Raw genomic sequence first — 15,221 nt, 5'->3', positions numbered from 1 at the left:
GCGTACGGATCGACGTCTCCATATGCGGGAGCGGCGGCGGGGCCAAGTATTTCACCCGTTTTGGTGGCGTAACTTCCTTTTAACCAGACCCGGAAAGCATTTCCCAAACCTGTTTCGTTACGCCAACGGATAGATGCGCAGCCTCCCATCCCCATCATCGATCCCTCTCATCGCCAAGAAGGTGTGGAGCGACCTGATGCTCGGCGCCGACGAGGAGCGCATATCGGAAACGCAACAGCACCAATTCGCGCAATTCGGCGGTGGATGGCCGGCCGCACTGATCGCCCAAGGTCTTGCCAGTGCGCTGATGCTGTGGACGGCGGCGCAGCAACGGGACGAGCAAGCCACGCTTCTGCTCAGCCTCTATGCCGCCATAACGCTGATCCTGGGGATCGCGGCGCTGGCGGTCGCGAAGATCGGGGCGGTCCGCCTTGCGCCACATCTGCAGGTGAGGCTGGTCGCGGCAGCGGGAGCCGGGCTCGGCGCCGGGCTGTTCGCGATGCTGTGGATGGCGGCCGATATCGACATCGTGATCTGGCAACTGGCGAACTTCATCGCGGTGTTCGGCGCCATCGTCGTGACGATCACGGTTATGCAATCCGTTCGCGCGGCCTTGCTGAGCTTTGCTGCGGCGATGGTCGTCGGGATCATGGTTGCGGTCGGTATCGGAGTGATGAGCGGTATCGCCATCACCTTCTTCGGTTGTCTCGCATTCACGATCGCGGGGATGGCGCGGCTGGATCATATCAAGGCGGCGGCGCGTGCTGCGCAGAGCAATCAGGACGCGTTGGCGCGGCGGCTGGTCCATGAATTCGAGGATCACGGCAGCGGCTGGTTCTGGCAGACCGATCGCCACGGGCGTCTCGTCTATCTGTCGACCAAGGTGGCAGAGGAAGTGGCGGCCAACGGCGCGTCCGCGATCGGGCAGTTGCTGACCGCGGTCTTCAAAGTGGATAGCGCGTCCCCCGACACGGAACGGACGCTGGGGTTCCATCTGTCGTCGCGCACGTCGTTTGCGGACTATTCCGTGCGACCGGTCGCCGACGTTGCGGAGCGGTGGTGGTCGATTTCGGGCCGACCGATGATGGACGCGATGAACCGCTTCCAGGGCTTTGTCGGCAGCGGCAGCGACCTGACTCAGAAGCGGCAGTCGGAAGCGGAGATTACCCGCCTCGCCTTGTTCGACGGGTTGACCGGGCTGGCCAACCGTCAGCGCATGCGGCTGTCGCTGGACCAGACGCTGGCAGCGCCGCAATCGGGAACGCGCGCGACGTCCCTGTTCCTGCTCGATCTCGATAGGTTCAAGGCGGTGAACGATACGCTTGGCCATCAGACGGGCGACACGTTGTTGAAACAGGTGGGACAGCGATTGCAACGCAGCGTCGGCGATGCGGGGCTGGTCGGGCGACTGGGCGGCGACGAATTCAAGGTCGTGCTGCCGCGCGAAGCCAATCGTGATCGGCTGGCGGAACTGGCACGGACGATCATCGCGTCGTTGTCGCAGCCGTATTTCATCGATGGATCGTCGATCACGATCGGCTGTTCGATCGGCATCGCGATCGCGCCGGAGGATGGAGCGGATTCGGAGACGCTGGTTCGCAATGCGGATCTGGCCCTTTACGCGGCGAAGGCGGATGGGCGCGGGATCCACCGTTTCTATCGTGCCGAACTGTTGCTGGGCGCGCAGAAACGGAAGCAGCTGGAGGACGACCTGCGCAAGGCGCTGGCGCAGGACGAGTTCCATGTCGCGTATCAGCCGGTCGTCTGCACGCGGAGCGAACGGATCGTCGGGTATGAAGCGCTGCTGCGGTGGGATCATCCGACGCGCGGTGCGGTATCGCCGGCGGACTTCATCCCGGTCGCGGAGGATTGCGGGCTGATCGAGGCGATCGGCGAATGGGTGCTGCGGACGGCCTGCGAGGATGCGGCGACATGGCCGAACGGGATCCGCGTCGCGGTGAATGTATCGCCGATCCAGTTCGCCAATCCGGCATTGCCGGCGATCGTCACGAGCGCGCTGGCGCGGTCGGGCATTCCCGCCGAACGGCTGGAACTGGAGATCACCGAAGGCGTGTTCCTGAACGAGAGCGCATCGTCGGACAACATGTTCAGGGCGCTGAAGGGGATCGGCGTGCGGTTGGCGCTGGACGATTTCGGGACCGGATATTCGTCGCTCGGCTATCTGAAGAAGGCGCCGTTCGACAAGATCAAGATCGACCAGAGCTTCGTCAAGGGCGCGGCGATCGCGGGCAACCGCAATGCGGCGATCATCAAGGCGATCGTCACGCTGGCCGATACGCTGGGGATGGAGACGACCGCCGAGGGCGTCGAGGTGCAGGACGAGATCCAGCTGATCCGCGACCTGGGGTGCAGCCATATCCAGGGCTATGTGTATGGCAAGGCGGCGCGCGCGGCGGTGGTGATCGAGCATCTGCAGGCGACGGGCGGGATGGCGACGGCGGTCGGATTCCGGGCGAGCCGCAGCCCGCGATCGTCGATGCTGCGCAGCGCGCGGATCACCACCGAGGGGGCGGAGGGCGAAGTGCGGATCCGCAACATGTCGGCGACGGGCGCGATGATCGACGGGATCGAGATCGACGGCGACGCGGCGGGGATCGATATCCTGATCGAATTGCTGGAGGACCAGATGTTCCCGGCGAAGCTGCGCTGGGCGGCGGATGGCAAGGCGGGGATCGAATTCGCCCAGAACTTCAACATGGAGCGGCTGAGCCAGCCCGCCCCCGCCGCCGCCGCGATCCGCCGATCCGCCTGACCCCCGCCCGCGTCAGCCGCGCGGCCGGGGCTTGATGTCGGCGGATTGAAGATGCCAGCTCTGGTCCGCCTTCACGTCGCTGACGCCGGGGACGACGCGGTGGAGCACCACGGTGCCGAGCATGTAGACCGGCTTCGCATCCGCCTTCAGCCGGCCATAGACCTGCACCGGGACGGTCACGCGGCGCTGGCTCATGCCCGAATCGATGCGGCCGGGGGCGCCGACATTGGCGTGATATTCGCTGTATTTGTCGAAGCTTGCGGCGAAGGCGTCGGCGGACATGCCCGAATCCCTGCCGCCATTGCCCCACAAGGCCCAGGCCTGGCGGTACTTCTTCTCGCCCAGCAGCGCGTAATAGGTCTGGACGACGTTCGCCGCGCCCTGCGCGCTGTCCGGGGTGAAGGGCGCTTCGGAGATCGGCGTGCGATCATCGGGCAGGCCGCCGGGCGTGCCGGGCGCGGGCGGATCGAGCGGGGCGAGGCTGGCGGCGGGCGTCGGCCGGGGTCCCGTCGGCGCGACGGGCGCGGCCTGGTTCAGACCGGGTGCCGACGGGGCGATCGCATTGACGGGCACGCTGTCTTGCCCGGTGGCGGGCGTGGTCGCGGCGTAATTGTCGATGCTGGTCTGCGCCTGCTCGGCGGCGGTTTCGATATCGACGCTGCTATTGGACGAACTGCCCTGGGACGAGCAGCCGCCGAGCAACAGGATCGCGGCCGGCATGACCACCGGCAGGAGCGCGGGAACGATGCGCATGGGGGAAACCTCAATTCAAATCAGGAAGTTGGCCATCTTAACGCAAGGCAAGCCGCCGTCGTTCCACCCGCCGCACACTCCGCCCACCGCGACCGGGGATCATTTCGCCTGCTGCTCCAGTGGGACGGGGGTAAGTTCGTAGACCGTCAGCAACGCGGTGGCGTCGGCGGGCGCGAGCGTCAGACGCCAGCGGAACGGCGCGACGCGTTCGACCAGGCCGAGCGCATTGCGCGCGCCGGGCGCCCCGTATGACGGCGCCTTCACGTCGCCGCGCGCATAGGTGCCGAGGAAGACGTAGCGATCGCCATCGGGATAGAGCCAGCCGACCGGACGTTCGTCGCCGGTCTGCTTGCTGAAGGACAGGTTCGCCCCCTCCCCCGGACATAGCAGAAGCCGGGCGGGAAGGTGCGGAACGCGGCGAGCCGACGCGGGCCGCCGAGCTTCACGACGCGGCAGCGATAGGAGCCGGGCGGCAGCGCGACGTGATCCAGCGTGACGGCCGGATCGAGCAACGCCCCCTCCTTCGCCAGCGCGGCGGCGTAGCGCGGGCGCGCGGCGGCGAGCGCGGGCGTCCATTGCGCGGCGAAGCCGGTGAGCCGCGCGGCATCGGCGGGCAGGATGACGCCCTGCCACGCCTTGTCGGGCACGACCTCGCTCGACACGCTGGGGCGCGATTCGGTCGTCGTGGCGCAGCCGGAAAGCCCCGCAAGCGCGAGCCCGGCGAGCATGAGCGGAACGGCCCGCCGCGCGTGGCGAAAGTTGATCCCAAACAGCATGGATTTCCCCCAAGAAATTCCCGGTGCGGCGCTGGTGGCCAAGTCCTTAACCGAGCTACCGGTCGAGAGGTTAACAGAAGGTAAACGATTCGGCTGCCCCGGCGGGGATGGTCGAAGCGCGGGACGAAGCGAACGTGGAGGTTCGTCGCCTGCCCGATCCGGTCGGTGGCGTCGGGTGTCGTCGGATGGTGGATGGTGCCGCAGGATGGCGTGATCGGGCGGCGGGCGGAGGCTTCTGCGCGAGGCGAAGTTGACGAACTTGACGCTACGTCCCGCCCTTTGCCGGCCCCTTGCGTGCGCCGGCGGGGGATCGGCATCGTGTGAGGGTTCGCCGGGGTGGAGCAGCGGCGTGCCGGCGTCCGTTCCGGATTCCCGGCGGACCTGCGCCTCCCATTCCTCGCGCTCGATCGCGGACCATGCGTCCTCATCGTCCTCCGCGCGCAGTTCGGCGTCGATCGCATCGCCCTCGACCGCCTGAAGCGCAACGTCGAGATCCTGCGCGGCCTCGTCCAGATCTGGTTTCGGCATCTGGCTGTCGCGCGCGCGGCCGTAATAATGCGTGTCGCGGTATCGCATCAGGAACATGACGAGCCGTTCGTCGTGCCGGACGCGTTCGCCGACCTGTTCGCCCTGGAAGAAGATCGGGGTGACGACGCCGTTCAGCGCGCGCGAATAGGCATTGTCGGCGATGCGCCGGATCGCGACGGTCAGCGCGCGTTCCCAGGCGAGGCGAAAACTGGCGGCGCGCGGATCGGTGCGCAGGCGGTACGCCGCCTGCCGCGACTTGCCGACCGCCGCGCATGCCTCCGTCACGCAGCCCGATTGCGCGAGCGCCTCGATAAAGGCGACCTGCCGCTCGGGCGTCCACCCGTCGCTGCGCTGGCACCCGGGGACGGGCACGAAGGCGCGGGGTTGCACCGGCTTGCGCGGTTTCGGTGCGCGACGACGTCTGGCCATGCTTCGCTCCCCTCGGGCGGTGGAGGGGCGGGGTTTAACCAGATGGGTTGGTGTAGGACAGGGGTGTGGTGTGGGGGTTAGGCGGGGTTTGTGCGGGTGGGTGGTGGCAAGGGTGCGGGTGAGTGTGTGCGGGCGGGTGTGTCGCCTCCCCACCACCGATCATGCTGAGCTTGTCGAAGCATCGTCTTTCTCGTTGCGCAACCGGGATGCGTGGCACGAAGGAAGGCAGTCCTTCGACAGGCTCAGGACGAACGGGGTGTGGTTGGGGCGGCTTACTTCCCCGCATTAGATATCCAAGAAGAGCAAACTACCCGCTTCTAGGTGGATTTTAAACCCACCCAACGCCGAAATTTAATTTCATCAAGATAGAAGGTATATTCGAGACATTCGGGACCACAACTTAGGCACTCGGCCCCTGTACTAACATAGCAAGATGCCCCATAAAGCTATTGACTGCTCTAAATGCTTCGACGGCCTGCTCCTCAGAATAGGTTTTTTTCGGATGCATCGTCCCGTTACGCCACGCTTGCTTTACGTGATAAAGATGAACATGACTTTCAGACCATTTGTCCTTATTTTCTCCCTTAGGCAGATCTTTTATCTTGGATTCCATAGCACTTAGCAGCTTCCCCCAATCAAGGTCCACGTTTACGATATCTAGATGTCTGCATAGAACCTTTACCGCCCCCTCCATGCCTCTCATCAGGTGAAAAACCGACGCTGTGAACCTGCCAAAGGCCAAGCACTTTGACGCTTCCTCCAAATCTTCAATGGTCTGCGGGAAGGCGTCTTGAATAGACTTTTTTATCTCAGGAGAAAACATTCTCGCCTCGTCGCCCGATAGAAGAATAATACTTCTCGAACTGATCTCATCCTGCAGCCTTGAGGTAACCTGTCCCAGCCATAGTGCCAAGGTTGCGGCATCGGGAATCGCGACGTAATCGCAAATCTTGATCAGCTCATCTAATGCACCAATAGTAGCCGGAACGTTAGCATGCAGCAGATGCTTGCGCAGTATAACCGAGGTCTGCTTTATAGCTGCCAACCCAGATTTATTCATCTTGACATCTTTGCCTATCATAAAGCACCCCTCTAATCGGGCAATATATGAAAGCGTCGATATGAACCACTTACCGCTGGAATTAAGCATACATTGAAGCCTAATCTTTATTACATCGACGATATCGCCGCTATTATCGGCTAGCGTCGAGCGTCATTCAAAAAATATCAAAACTCTTGAGCGAGCCTCGCGCCAAGCTAAACTTTAGCGTCTGGATTTTTTCGGGCGGCAACTAAAGCCGGCATTGAGAAAGTGTAAAGAAGTACAGCTCGGCAAAATTGATGAATAGCGACTACATCCTCTCGAGTCTCAGGATCATTACCGTGAACGGACTCGTTGCCGTCGATACGAACCTCGTGGGCCCACGCGGCTAAATCAGACGTAAGCCTTCCGCTTTCACGAAGGAGATTAATCCTTTGAGACAAATTCTTATTTGAAAAGGAAGGGTCTATTATCTTAGTTCCCACGTCCAGCGCCTTTCTAAACATGGCACCTGCGGCGTCCCAATGTTCGGCACGCTCATTATTCGTTCCCTGCTCGAAAAATTTTGCAACATTATCTGGCAAATCGGGAGGAGTATCTCCTCCCGTTGACGGCCAAATATCGGCTATTGCAAATCTATCTCCCGGGAAATCCGTCTCAAATTTCGTCAAGTCTTTCCCGACGCCAAGACTAGAATACTTGAAATCAAAGCAACGGTATAAAGACGGAAAGTCACAAACTCCGCATATCGCAATAACAAAGTTTATAGCTTTATCTGAACGTAAAACATGCTGAGCCATGACACGAAAGCCCGCGCGTCTGGTGCTACAATGCGGACAATCGTGCTGAAAAGACGTACTCACTCAGCCGCCACGCCAGCGCGCGAGAACATATCCCCCTCGCCGCTCGTCGGATCCTCGTTAGCGGCAGGCCCAGCCTTCGCCTTCTGGCGCTTGTCGAAGCCGTCCCAGACTTCGTTCCAGTTGCCCTTGGTCGCGGCCTTCGAATATTCGGTGGCGCGTTGTTCGAAGAAGTTGGCGTGTTCGACGCCGTTGAGCATCGGGGCGAGCCAGGGCAGCGGGTGTTCGTCGACCATGTAGATCGGCTTCAGGCCCAATTGGTTGAGGCGCCAGTCCGCGATGTAGCGGATGTACTTCTTGATCTCCTTGGGCGTCATGCCGTTGACCGGGCCCATTTCGAACGCGAGGTCGATGAAATTGTCCTCGAGATGGACGGTGTGCTGGCACATCTCGCGAATGTCGGACTTGACCGATTTGGTGAAGCAGTCGCGTTCCTTGCAGAAGGCGTGGAACAGCTTGATGATGCCTTCGCAGTGCAGGCTTTCGTCGCGGATCGACCAGGTGACGATCTGGCCCATGCCCTTCATCTTGTTGAAGCGGGGGAAGTTCATCAGCATGGCGAAGCTGGCGAACAGCTGCAGCCCTTCGGTGAAGCCGCCGAACATGGCGAGCGTCTTTGCGATATCCTCGTCGCTGTCGACGCCGAATGTCTGAAGATAATCGTGCTTGTCCTTCATCTCGCTATATTCGAGGAAGGCGCCATATTCGCTTTCGGGCATGCCGATCGTGTCGAGCAGATGGCTGTACGCGGCGATGTGTACCGTTTCCATGTTGCTGAACGCGGCGAGCATCATCTTGATCTCGGTCGGCTTGAAGATGCGGCCGTATTTCTCGTGATAGCAATCCTGCACCTCGACATCCGCCTGGGTGAAGAAGCGGAAGATCTGCGTGAGCAGATTGCGTTCGTGATCGCTGAGCTTCTGCGCCCAGTCGCGGCAATCCTCGCCCAGCGGCACTTCCTCCGGCATCCAGTGGATCTGCTGCTGACGCTTCCAGAAATCGAACGCCCAGGGGTATTCGAACGGCTTGTACTGCTTGCGGGCTTCGGTGAGGGACATGGGGGTTACTCCGAGAGAAGGTGGGAAAAGGTTGTTTTACCGCTGAACAGGAGCGCGGCGTTGAGGATGGCGATTGATAGTAGGAACAGGCCGGTAAGGAGATAGCTGACCCGCCTCATCTCTGCGTCGTAGAAGCTACCCAGCAACACCAGCAGACCTCCGCCGCCGAAGATCAGCGCGGCAATCGCACGCACAGTCTTCGTTGCGGGTGGTGTCGTCCTAACCCAATCGCCAAAGCCGGTAAGAGAAGACACCAGATGAAACGATCCGAGGATCGCGAGGAAAATTCCGGCTGAACGTAGTCGAGGCCACGCGCGCATCACGACGGCGTGCTCCAGTCCCACATCGCGAAGGCGGACATGGCGAGGACGATGCCGCCGGACAGCGCCATGATGCCGACCATGCGGTAGACATAGACCTTGGCCGGGCCGGCCGGGCGGGTGAGCGAGAGGAGCAGGCCGGCGCCGACCAGCGCCAGCACCGCGCCGACCGCGAACATGATGATGACCTGCCAGCTCATGCGGCGGCTCCGCTGCGCGCGGCGTATCGGTTGGCGCGACCGGGGCCGGATCCGGGGTAAAATCCGCGATGCCTCATGACCGTGCATCCAAACCGGCGGGCGCGCGTTCAGATGCCGCAACCGTAACGAAGGAGCTACGACGATGGCCGATCTGAGCGCAATCAAGGAACATATGGAAGTCATCGGCGCGGACGGCGTGCATGTCGGCACCGTCGACCATGTCGAGGGAGACCGCATCAAGCTGACCAAGAAGGACAGCGGTGCCGAGGTCTCCGAAGGATCGGGATCGCATGAGGGGCATCACCATTACATCTCGGGCGGCCTCGTCGCCGGCGTCGAGGGTGACCAGGTGCGTTTGAGCGCCAACGCGGACGTCGCGGTGGGTTTCGAAGAAGAAGCCTGAGCCGATCCGTCCTGCGCCCCGGCGCGCAGGGGTACAGGCCCCGGTCCGCACCATGCGGGCCGGGGCTTTTGGCGTCAGGGGACCCGCCTTACTGACAGGCGAGGCATTCATCGTAATCCTTCGATTCGACTTCGAACTTCGGCGCGTCGATCGTGTTGTCGGCTTCGACGCCACCGGCGAAACCGGCGCGTTGGACGGACTTCGAGCGGAGGTAATAGAGCGACTTGATGCCCAGTTCCCAGGCGCGGAAGTGGAGCATGAGCAGGTCCCACTTCTCGACGTCCGCCGGGATGAACAGGTTCAGCGACTGCGCCTGATCGATATAGGGCGTGCGATCGCCGGCGAGTTCGAGCAGCCAGCGCTGGTCGATCTCGAAGCTGGTCTTGTAGCAATCCTTTTCCTCCTGGCTGAGGAAATCGAGATGCTGGACGCTGCCGCCCTGTTCGAGGATCGTGTTCCACACCGCGTCGCTGTTCTTCGATTTCTCGCTGAGCAGCTTTTCGAGATACGGGTTCTTGACCGAGAAGCTGCCCGACAGCGTCTTGTGCGTGTAGATGTTGGCCGGGATCGGTTCGATGCACGCGCTGGTGCCGCCGCAGATGATCGAGATGGAGGCGGTCGGCGCGATCGCCATCTTGCAGCTGAAGCGTTCCATCACGCCCATGTCGGCGGCGTCCGGGCACGGCCCGCGTTCGACCGCGAGCTGCATCGAAGCCTCATCGACCTGCGCGCGGATGTGCTTGAACATGCGCATGTTCCACGATTTGGCCATCGCGCCTTCGAACGGCAGGCCGCGCGCCTGGAGGAAGGAGTGGAAGCCCATCACGCCCAGCCCGACCGAGCGTTCGCGCGCGGCGGAGTAAGCGGCGCGTTCCATGCCGGGTTCGGCGCGCGCGATGAAATCCTCCAGCACGTTGTCGAGGAAGCGCATCACGTCCTCCACGAAGCCCTTCTGGTCCTTCCACTGGTCCCACGTCTCGAGGTTGAGCGAGGACAGGCAGCAGACCGCGGTGCGTTCGTTGCCGAGATGATCCTTGCCGGTCGGCAGGGTGATTTCGCTGCACAGGTTCGAGGTCGACACCTTGAGCCCGAGATCGCGGTGATGCTTCGGCATCGCCTTGTTCACGTGATCCGCGAAGACGATATACGGCTCACCCGTGGCGAGGCGGGTTTCGACCAGTTTCTGGAACAGCGACCGCGCATCGACCGTAGCGCGCACGGTCTGGTCCTTCGGGCTGAGCAGATTCCATTCTGTGCCGTCGCGAACCGCCTCCATGAAGGCATCGGTCAGCAGCACGCCGTGGTGCAGGTTGAGCGCCTTGCGATTGAAATCGCCCGAGGGTTTGCGGATTTCGAGGAATTCCTCGATCTCCGGATGGCTGATGTCGAGATAGCAGGCGGCCGATCCGCGGCGCAGCGAGCCTTGAGAAATGGCGAGCGTCAGCGAATCCATCACGCGGACGAACGGGATGATGCCGCTGGTCTTGCCGTTCAGGCCGACCGGTTCGCCGATGCCGCGGACATTGCCCCAATAGGTGCCGATGCCGCCGCCGCGCGAGGCGAGCCAGACGTTTTCATTCCAGGTGTCGACGATGCCGTTGAGGCTGTCCGGCACGGAATTGAGGAAGCACGAGATCGGCAGGCCGCGACCGGTGCCGCCGTTCGACAGGACCGGCGTCGCGGGCATGAACCAGAGCTGCGAAATGGCGTCATACAGACGCTGCGCATGCGCGGCATCGTCGGCATAAGCGGAGGCGACGCGGACGAACAGGTCCTGGAAGCGTTCACCCGGCAACAGGTACCGATCGGTCAGCGTGTCCTTGCCGAAATCGGTGAGCAATGCGTCACGCGAATGATCGACCTCGACCGGGTAAAGTTGCGGCTTCACTTCCTTGGAGATCGCCGCGCGTTTCCAGCTTGCGATCAGCGCCGCCCTTATCGCCCAGCAGCGCCGCACCGGCCGCCGCGACCATCGTCTGCACCGCTTCCATCGTCTCGCCCATCGTATCGCCTGCCATCTGTCCGCTCGCTTCCTGGCTGTCCCTGAAATCCATCGCTCACGTCCTCACTGAAACCGTATCAGCGGATCGGTGTTCCCGATCCGTTCGAATCAGGGGCGAACCCCTTTGCTACCATTTGCGGGTCATATCCAAGCACGAATTCTGACCCTGTCCGGGGACCCGGCGACGGCGCGGTGCTTCCCCCGCAACATGGTGATGCGGGTTGGTCCATACCAGTCCTTGGGTCCGCCCCCGAACTCAACCCCAACAGATTGTGCCCATTCGACAGCCGATGCAAGCCGGTAAATGAATGGTTAACGGATCGGTTCGTCGCTGGAAGGCGTCGGTCCACGGCGCTCGATGGATGCTGTGGCGCAGCGACGCGTGGTCAAAGCTGGCTTTGCGCGAACGCAAGACTCCGACGCCGATTTTGAAATTTATTTTGCACCTCAAAACGGCCCTAAAATATCAGGCCGGCCAGTCCGGTGATCGTGTCGGCGCGGTAATCCCAGGATTGTTCGAAGTCCGCATCGGGCGCGCGTGCCCCGCCATATTCCATCGGTCGATCGACATAGGCGGTCATCAACCCGGCGGCGCGCGCGGCGGCAAGATCGCTGTGGTGCGCGGCGACGAGGCAGAGGTCTGACGGCGCGATCCCGAGAATGTCGGCGGTTCCCAGATAGCTGTCGCGCAACGGCTTGTAGATACCGGTCGCCTCCGCACCGAGGATAGCGTCCCACGGCAGCCCGGCGCGGCGCGCCATCGCCATCGTCAGCGCGATATTGCCGTTGGACAGGGTGACGATCGGTACATGCGCCTTGAGCCGGACGAGTCCCTCCACCGCATCGGGCCAGGGATCGAGCCGACGCCAGGCAAAGGCGAGGTCGTCCAGCCTGTCGTCGCCGATCGCGGCGGGATCAATGCCGTGCCGACGGAGCAGTTGGTCGAGCGTTTCGCGGTTGAGGATATCGAGCCGCGTATAGGGGCGGCGGCCGGACCGACATTCCTCCATCGCCGGCTGGTAGAGGCCGCGCCATTCGTCGGCGAAGACGTGCGGATCGAGATCGCCGCGCCCGATCTCCGCCAGAAACGGCGCGGCATCGCGCGCGATGCCGGATCGCCAGTCGACCACAGTGCCGAAGACGTCGAAGGCGAGCACTTTCGGCACGGTCATGATTGACTTCTCCCTACCGTGTTCGCTGCGTGCATCGGCCGATGGTCCACCGGAGTCGCCCGCGCGCCGCCTGTCGGTCGAACGCCGATGGCCGATCCGGACGGGTTAGCCGGCCGGTCAGAGGTCGCTGGACGCCTTCGGACTGCGCGTCTGCGTGCGGGCTTCGCGCGCGGCGTCGGCGATGGCGGTGGCGGACTTGGCCGCGGCATCGGGGGTCAGCGACACGGCCAGCCCGTCCGGACCGTCGAGCATCACTTCGCCCGCTTCGGCGCAGGCGGAAGTCGGCGTATTGTGCGGCGTTCGTGACATTCGCTTTTCCCGGTGTATTGAAGTGGTCCAACGCGCCGTTCGACGGGTGCGTTCCGGCGATGGCCGGTCAGTTTTTCGCAGAGAGGTTCGCTTCAGTCCTATGGTCATGCGCTTGTTCCTGCAGACGCACCGGAAGCCGGTCCTGTCGGACGACGATATCGCGAGTCTGGAGGCGGCGGCGGGGAAGACGGTCGATTACGCCGCGAAGCGCGTGATCGTTCGCGAGAACGTGCCGTTGACGCAATGCACGCTGTTGATGAGCGGCTTCGTCGAGCGGTTCAAGGATACGCCCGACGGACGACGGCAGATCCTGGCGATCCACGTGCCGGGCGATTTTGTCGATCTGCATTCCTATCCGTTGAAACGGCTGGAACATTCGGTCGCGGCGCTGACCCCGGTGACGGTCGTGAACTTTCCGCACGCCGACATACGCGCGCTGACCGCGAAATCGGCGACGCTGACCGAGTTGCTGTGGCGATCGACGCTGATCGATGCGGCGATCAATCGCGAATGGATCGTATCGGTCGGCGCGCGCGGCGCATCGGTGCGGCTGGCGCATCTGATGTGCGAGATGTTCGTGCGGCTGGAACGGATCGGGCTGACGCGCGGCGAGGAATTCGATTTTCCGGTGACCCAGATCGACCTGGCGGATGCGACCGGGCTGACCGCGGTGCACGCGAACCGCATGCTGCGCCAGTTGCGCGAGCGCGGGCTGGTGGAGTTCCGCCAGGGTCTGGTGAAGATCCTCGACTGGCCGGCGTTGAAGGATTTTGCCGGGTTCGATCCGCGATACCTGTTCCTGGATTGACCATGCAGCCAGCCAAGCTGTCGGCGCTGGCGGTGATGCTGGCCTGTAGCGCGGCGATGGCAGCGCCCGCCCGCACGGTCTCCCCTACCCGGCCGACACCTACCGACGTGCTCGCGCCGGATGCAGAGGGTCGCTGGGTGCCCTTCGACCTGACGCCCGGCAACCAGATCCGCTTCACGCTGGACGTGGACGGCGTGGCGGTGACCGCGATCCTGGATACCGGCGTGAGTTTCAGCGTGCTGTCGCGCGCGTTCGTCGATGCGCGGCGGCTGAAGGTGCGCAGCGGCGGCACGGCGAGCGCGGTCGGCGGATCGGTGCCGATCGGGTGGATCGATACGAAGACGATCCGCTTGGGCGGGCTGACGCGGCAGGGCGGCAGCATCGGCGTCACCGCTTTGCCCGCGACCGCGACGGGCAGCGCGCGGCCGATCGAGATGCTGGTCGGGCGCGACCTGACCGAAGGCTATGCGCTGGACGTGGACTATGCCGCGCGGCGGTTCCGGCTGATCGCCTCCGGGCGGATGCCGTTCACCGGGGCGATCGCGCCGCTGACGGTGTCGCGCGACCGTTTGGTCTATTCGGGCGAGATCGTGCTGAACGGGCGGCGGCTGCGCCCGCTGATCGTCGATACGGGGGACGGCAATGCGGTGACGCTTTCGGCCGAAAGCTGGGCGACGGCGCGGCTGATCCCGCCGGCGCGGACGACGACGATCTCGTTCGGGCTGGGCGGTGCGATCGTCACCGATCTGGTCGTGCTGGACGAGATGACGACCGGCAGCCTGACCGCGCGGAACGTGGAGTTGCAGATCGAGCCGGCGGGCGGTTTCTCGCAGCGGATGGGGATGGCCGGGCGGATCGGATCGGGTTTCCTGCAACGATACCGCGTGTTGCTGGACCCCAAAGCCGGGCGGATGGTGTTGCAGCCCGGGCCGGACGCCGATGCGCCGCCGGTCAAGTCGACCAGCGGCGTGCTGGTGGCGGCGGAGAAGGACCGGCTGCGCGTGCTGCACGTGATGCGCGGCAGCCCCGCCGAGCGCGCCGGATGGCAGAGCGGCGAGACGATCTGCATGATCGACGGCACCCCGATCCCCGCCGACTATCCGGGCAGCGCGCTGTCGGGCTGGTCGATCGGCGCGACCGGGCGGGTGGTGGCGTTCGACATGTGCGACGGGACGCGCCGGACGCTGGCTTTGCGGCCGTTTTATTGAGGGTTGGGTTGGGGTTTTGCCCCTGACCTTGCCCTCCTTCCCTGCCTTACCCGTTCGTTTCGAGCGTAGTCGAGAAACGGGCCGCGTGGACCTCCGCGCCTGTTTCTCGACTTCGCTCGAAACGAACGGAGGCGGGGAGGTGTGGAACTGGGAAGGGACGCCGCTGCGCATCTATCCCTGACCGTTCGTTTCAAGGCGGATCTTTACCCCTTCCGTTCGTGCTGAGCTTGTCGAAGCACCTGTCCCATGGGCACGCCCTTCGACAGGCTCAGGGCGAACGGGGACGAGGTGGGCACGCCCTTCGACATGCTCGAAACGAACGGATTGGGGGTAGTGGCGCGCGGTTGGACGCGGGGCGAACCCGCGCCCCCGCGTCAGACGTGCCAGGCGATGATGCCGAAGATCGCGACCGCGATGAGCGCGGCCATCTGGACGGTGGGCCAGTCGACCCAGCCGACGCGGTCGAGATCGACGCGGCGTTTGCGGCGGCGTTCGCCGAGGCCGGCCAGCACGGCGACGGCGAACGCGACGGTGCCGGCGATCAGCCAGGGCATCGCCGCTTCGCCGACCGGCAAGCCCA

Annotated in this window: 15 protein-coding genes and 1 pseudogene; 4 read left to right on the top strand and 12 right to left on the bottom strand. The window is 63.6% G+C overall.

The window, feature by feature from the left end:
- The first annotated feature begins 133 nt into the window (after positions 1 to 133).
- On the top strand, positions 134 to 2,773 hold the full coding sequence (locus H5J25_RS05060; RefSeq protein WP_225883366.1) for a putative bifunctional diguanylate cyclase/phosphodiesterase: 2,640 nt from the start codon (positions 134 to 136) through the stop codon (positions 2,771 to 2,773).
- Positions 2,774 to 2,785: 12 nt separating this feature from the next.
- On the opposite strand, the gene H5J25_RS05055 is transcribed toward H5J25_RS05060, so the two are convergent.
- The 7 genes and pseudogenes from H5J25_RS05055 to H5J25_RS05020 form a co-directional block, all read right to left on the bottom strand.
- Positions 2,786 to 3,526, bottom strand: coding sequence for a RodZ family helix-turn-helix domain-containing protein (locus tag H5J25_RS05055; RefSeq protein ID WP_225883552.1), 741 nt, complete (start codon positions 3,524 to 3,526; stop codon positions 2,786 to 2,788).
- A gap of 99 nt (positions 3,527 to 3,625) precedes the next feature.
- Positions 3,626 to 4,254 (bottom strand): annotated as a pseudogene (locus tag H5J25_RS20570) (DUF4893 domain-containing protein).
- A gap of 1,405 nt (positions 4,255 to 5,659) precedes the next feature.
- Positions 5,660 to 6,340 (bottom strand): hypothetical protein, encoded by a 681-nt coding sequence (locus tag H5J25_RS05040; protein ID WP_202095027.1) that lies wholly within the window; start codon positions 6,338 to 6,340, stop codon positions 5,660 to 5,662.
- A 176-nt stretch (positions 6,341 to 6,516) separates the two neighbouring features.
- Positions 6,517 to 7,101: a DUF4145 domain-containing protein gene (locus tag H5J25_RS05035; RefSeq protein ID WP_202095026.1), complete on the bottom strand. Its 585-nt coding sequence runs from the start codon at positions 7,099 to 7,101 to the stop codon at positions 6,517 to 6,519.
- 59 nt (positions 7,102 to 7,160) lie between these two features.
- A complete protein-coding gene (locus tag H5J25_RS05030) occupies positions 7,161 to 8,219 on the bottom strand; it encodes a ribonucleotide-diphosphate reductase subunit beta (RefSeq protein WP_202095025.1) in 1,059 nt (352 codons plus the stop codon).
- A 5-nt stretch (positions 8,220 to 8,224) separates the two neighbouring features.
- A complete protein-coding gene (locus H5J25_RS05025; RefSeq protein ID WP_202095024.1) occupies positions 8,225 to 8,563 on the bottom strand; it encodes a hypothetical protein in 339 nt (112 codons plus the stop codon).
- Complete coding sequence (locus H5J25_RS05020) at positions 8,539 to 8,739, bottom strand: hypothetical protein (RefSeq protein ID WP_202095023.1); 201 nt, start codon at positions 8,737 to 8,739, stop codon at positions 8,539 to 8,541. The genes H5J25_RS05025 and H5J25_RS05020 overlap by 25 nt, the downstream gene beginning before the upstream one ends.
- Positions 8,740 to 8,881: 142 nt before the next feature.
- Here H5J25_RS05020 and H5J25_RS05015 point away from each other — a divergent pair, with 142 nt between their 5' ends.
- Positions 8,882 to 9,142 (top strand): DUF2171 domain-containing protein, encoded by a 261-nt coding sequence (locus tag H5J25_RS05015; protein ID WP_202095022.1) that lies wholly within the window; start codon positions 8,882 to 8,884, stop codon positions 9,140 to 9,142.
- 88 nt (positions 9,143 to 9,230) lie between these two features.
- Here the strand turns inward: H5J25_RS05015 and H5J25_RS05010 are convergent, their stop codons facing one another.
- The 4 genes from H5J25_RS05010 to H5J25_RS04995 all read right to left on the bottom strand — a co-directional run bounded on the left by H5J25_RS05010 (position 9,231) and on the right by H5J25_RS04995 (position 12,625).
- Positions 9,231 to 11,030, bottom strand: a complete 1,800-nt coding sequence (locus H5J25_RS05010) for a ribonucleoside-diphosphate reductase subunit alpha (protein ID WP_225883365.1) — start codon at positions 11,028 to 11,030, stop codon at positions 9,231 to 9,233.
- Entirely contained in the window at positions 10,987 to 11,196 is a 210-nt protein-coding gene (locus H5J25_RS05005; RefSeq protein WP_202095021.1) for a hypothetical protein, read from the bottom strand. Before H5J25_RS05005 ends, H5J25_RS05010 begins: the two co-directional genes overlap by 44 nt.
- 406 nt (positions 11,197 to 11,602) lie before the next feature.
- Positions 11,603 to 12,316: a haloacid dehalogenase type II gene (locus H5J25_RS05000; protein WP_202095020.1), complete on the bottom strand. Its 714-nt coding sequence runs from the start codon at positions 12,314 to 12,316 to the stop codon at positions 11,603 to 11,605.
- 117 nt (positions 12,317 to 12,433) lie between these two features.
- Positions 12,434 to 12,625: a hypothetical protein gene (locus H5J25_RS04995; protein WP_202095019.1), complete on the bottom strand. Its 192-nt coding sequence runs from the start codon at positions 12,623 to 12,625 to the stop codon at positions 12,434 to 12,436.
- Between the two features lie 106 nt (positions 12,626 to 12,731).
- On the opposite strand from H5J25_RS04995, the gene H5J25_RS04990 reads away from it, so the two are divergent.
- On the top strand, positions 12,732 to 13,433 hold the full coding sequence (locus tag H5J25_RS04990; RefSeq protein WP_225883364.1) for a Crp/Fnr family transcriptional regulator: 702 nt from the start codon (positions 12,732 to 12,734) through the stop codon (positions 13,431 to 13,433).
- A gap of 2 nt (positions 13,434 to 13,435) precedes the next feature.
- Positions 13,436 to 14,641, top strand: coding sequence for a pepsin/retropepsin-like aspartic protease family protein (locus H5J25_RS04985; RefSeq protein ID WP_202095017.1), 1,206 nt, complete (start codon positions 13,436 to 13,438; stop codon positions 14,639 to 14,641).
- Positions 14,642 to 15,015: 374 nt separating this feature from the next.
- Here the strand turns inward: H5J25_RS04985 and H5J25_RS04980 are convergent, their stop codons facing one another.
- On the bottom strand, positions 15,016 to 15,216 hold the full coding sequence (locus H5J25_RS04980; RefSeq protein WP_225883363.1) for a hypothetical protein: 201 nt from the start codon (positions 15,214 to 15,216) through the stop codon (positions 15,016 to 15,018).
- Positions 15,217 to 15,221: the final 5 nt, after the last annotated feature.

Origin of the sequence: Sphingomonas aliaeris (genome assembly GCF_016743815.1) — a bacterium.
Lineage (GTDB): Bacteria > Pseudomonadota > Alphaproteobacteria > Sphingomonadales > Sphingomonadaceae > Sphingomonas > Sphingomonas aliaeris.
Note: the sequence above shows the minus strand (reverse complement) of the source record. Positions and strands in the feature narration are given on the sequence as shown.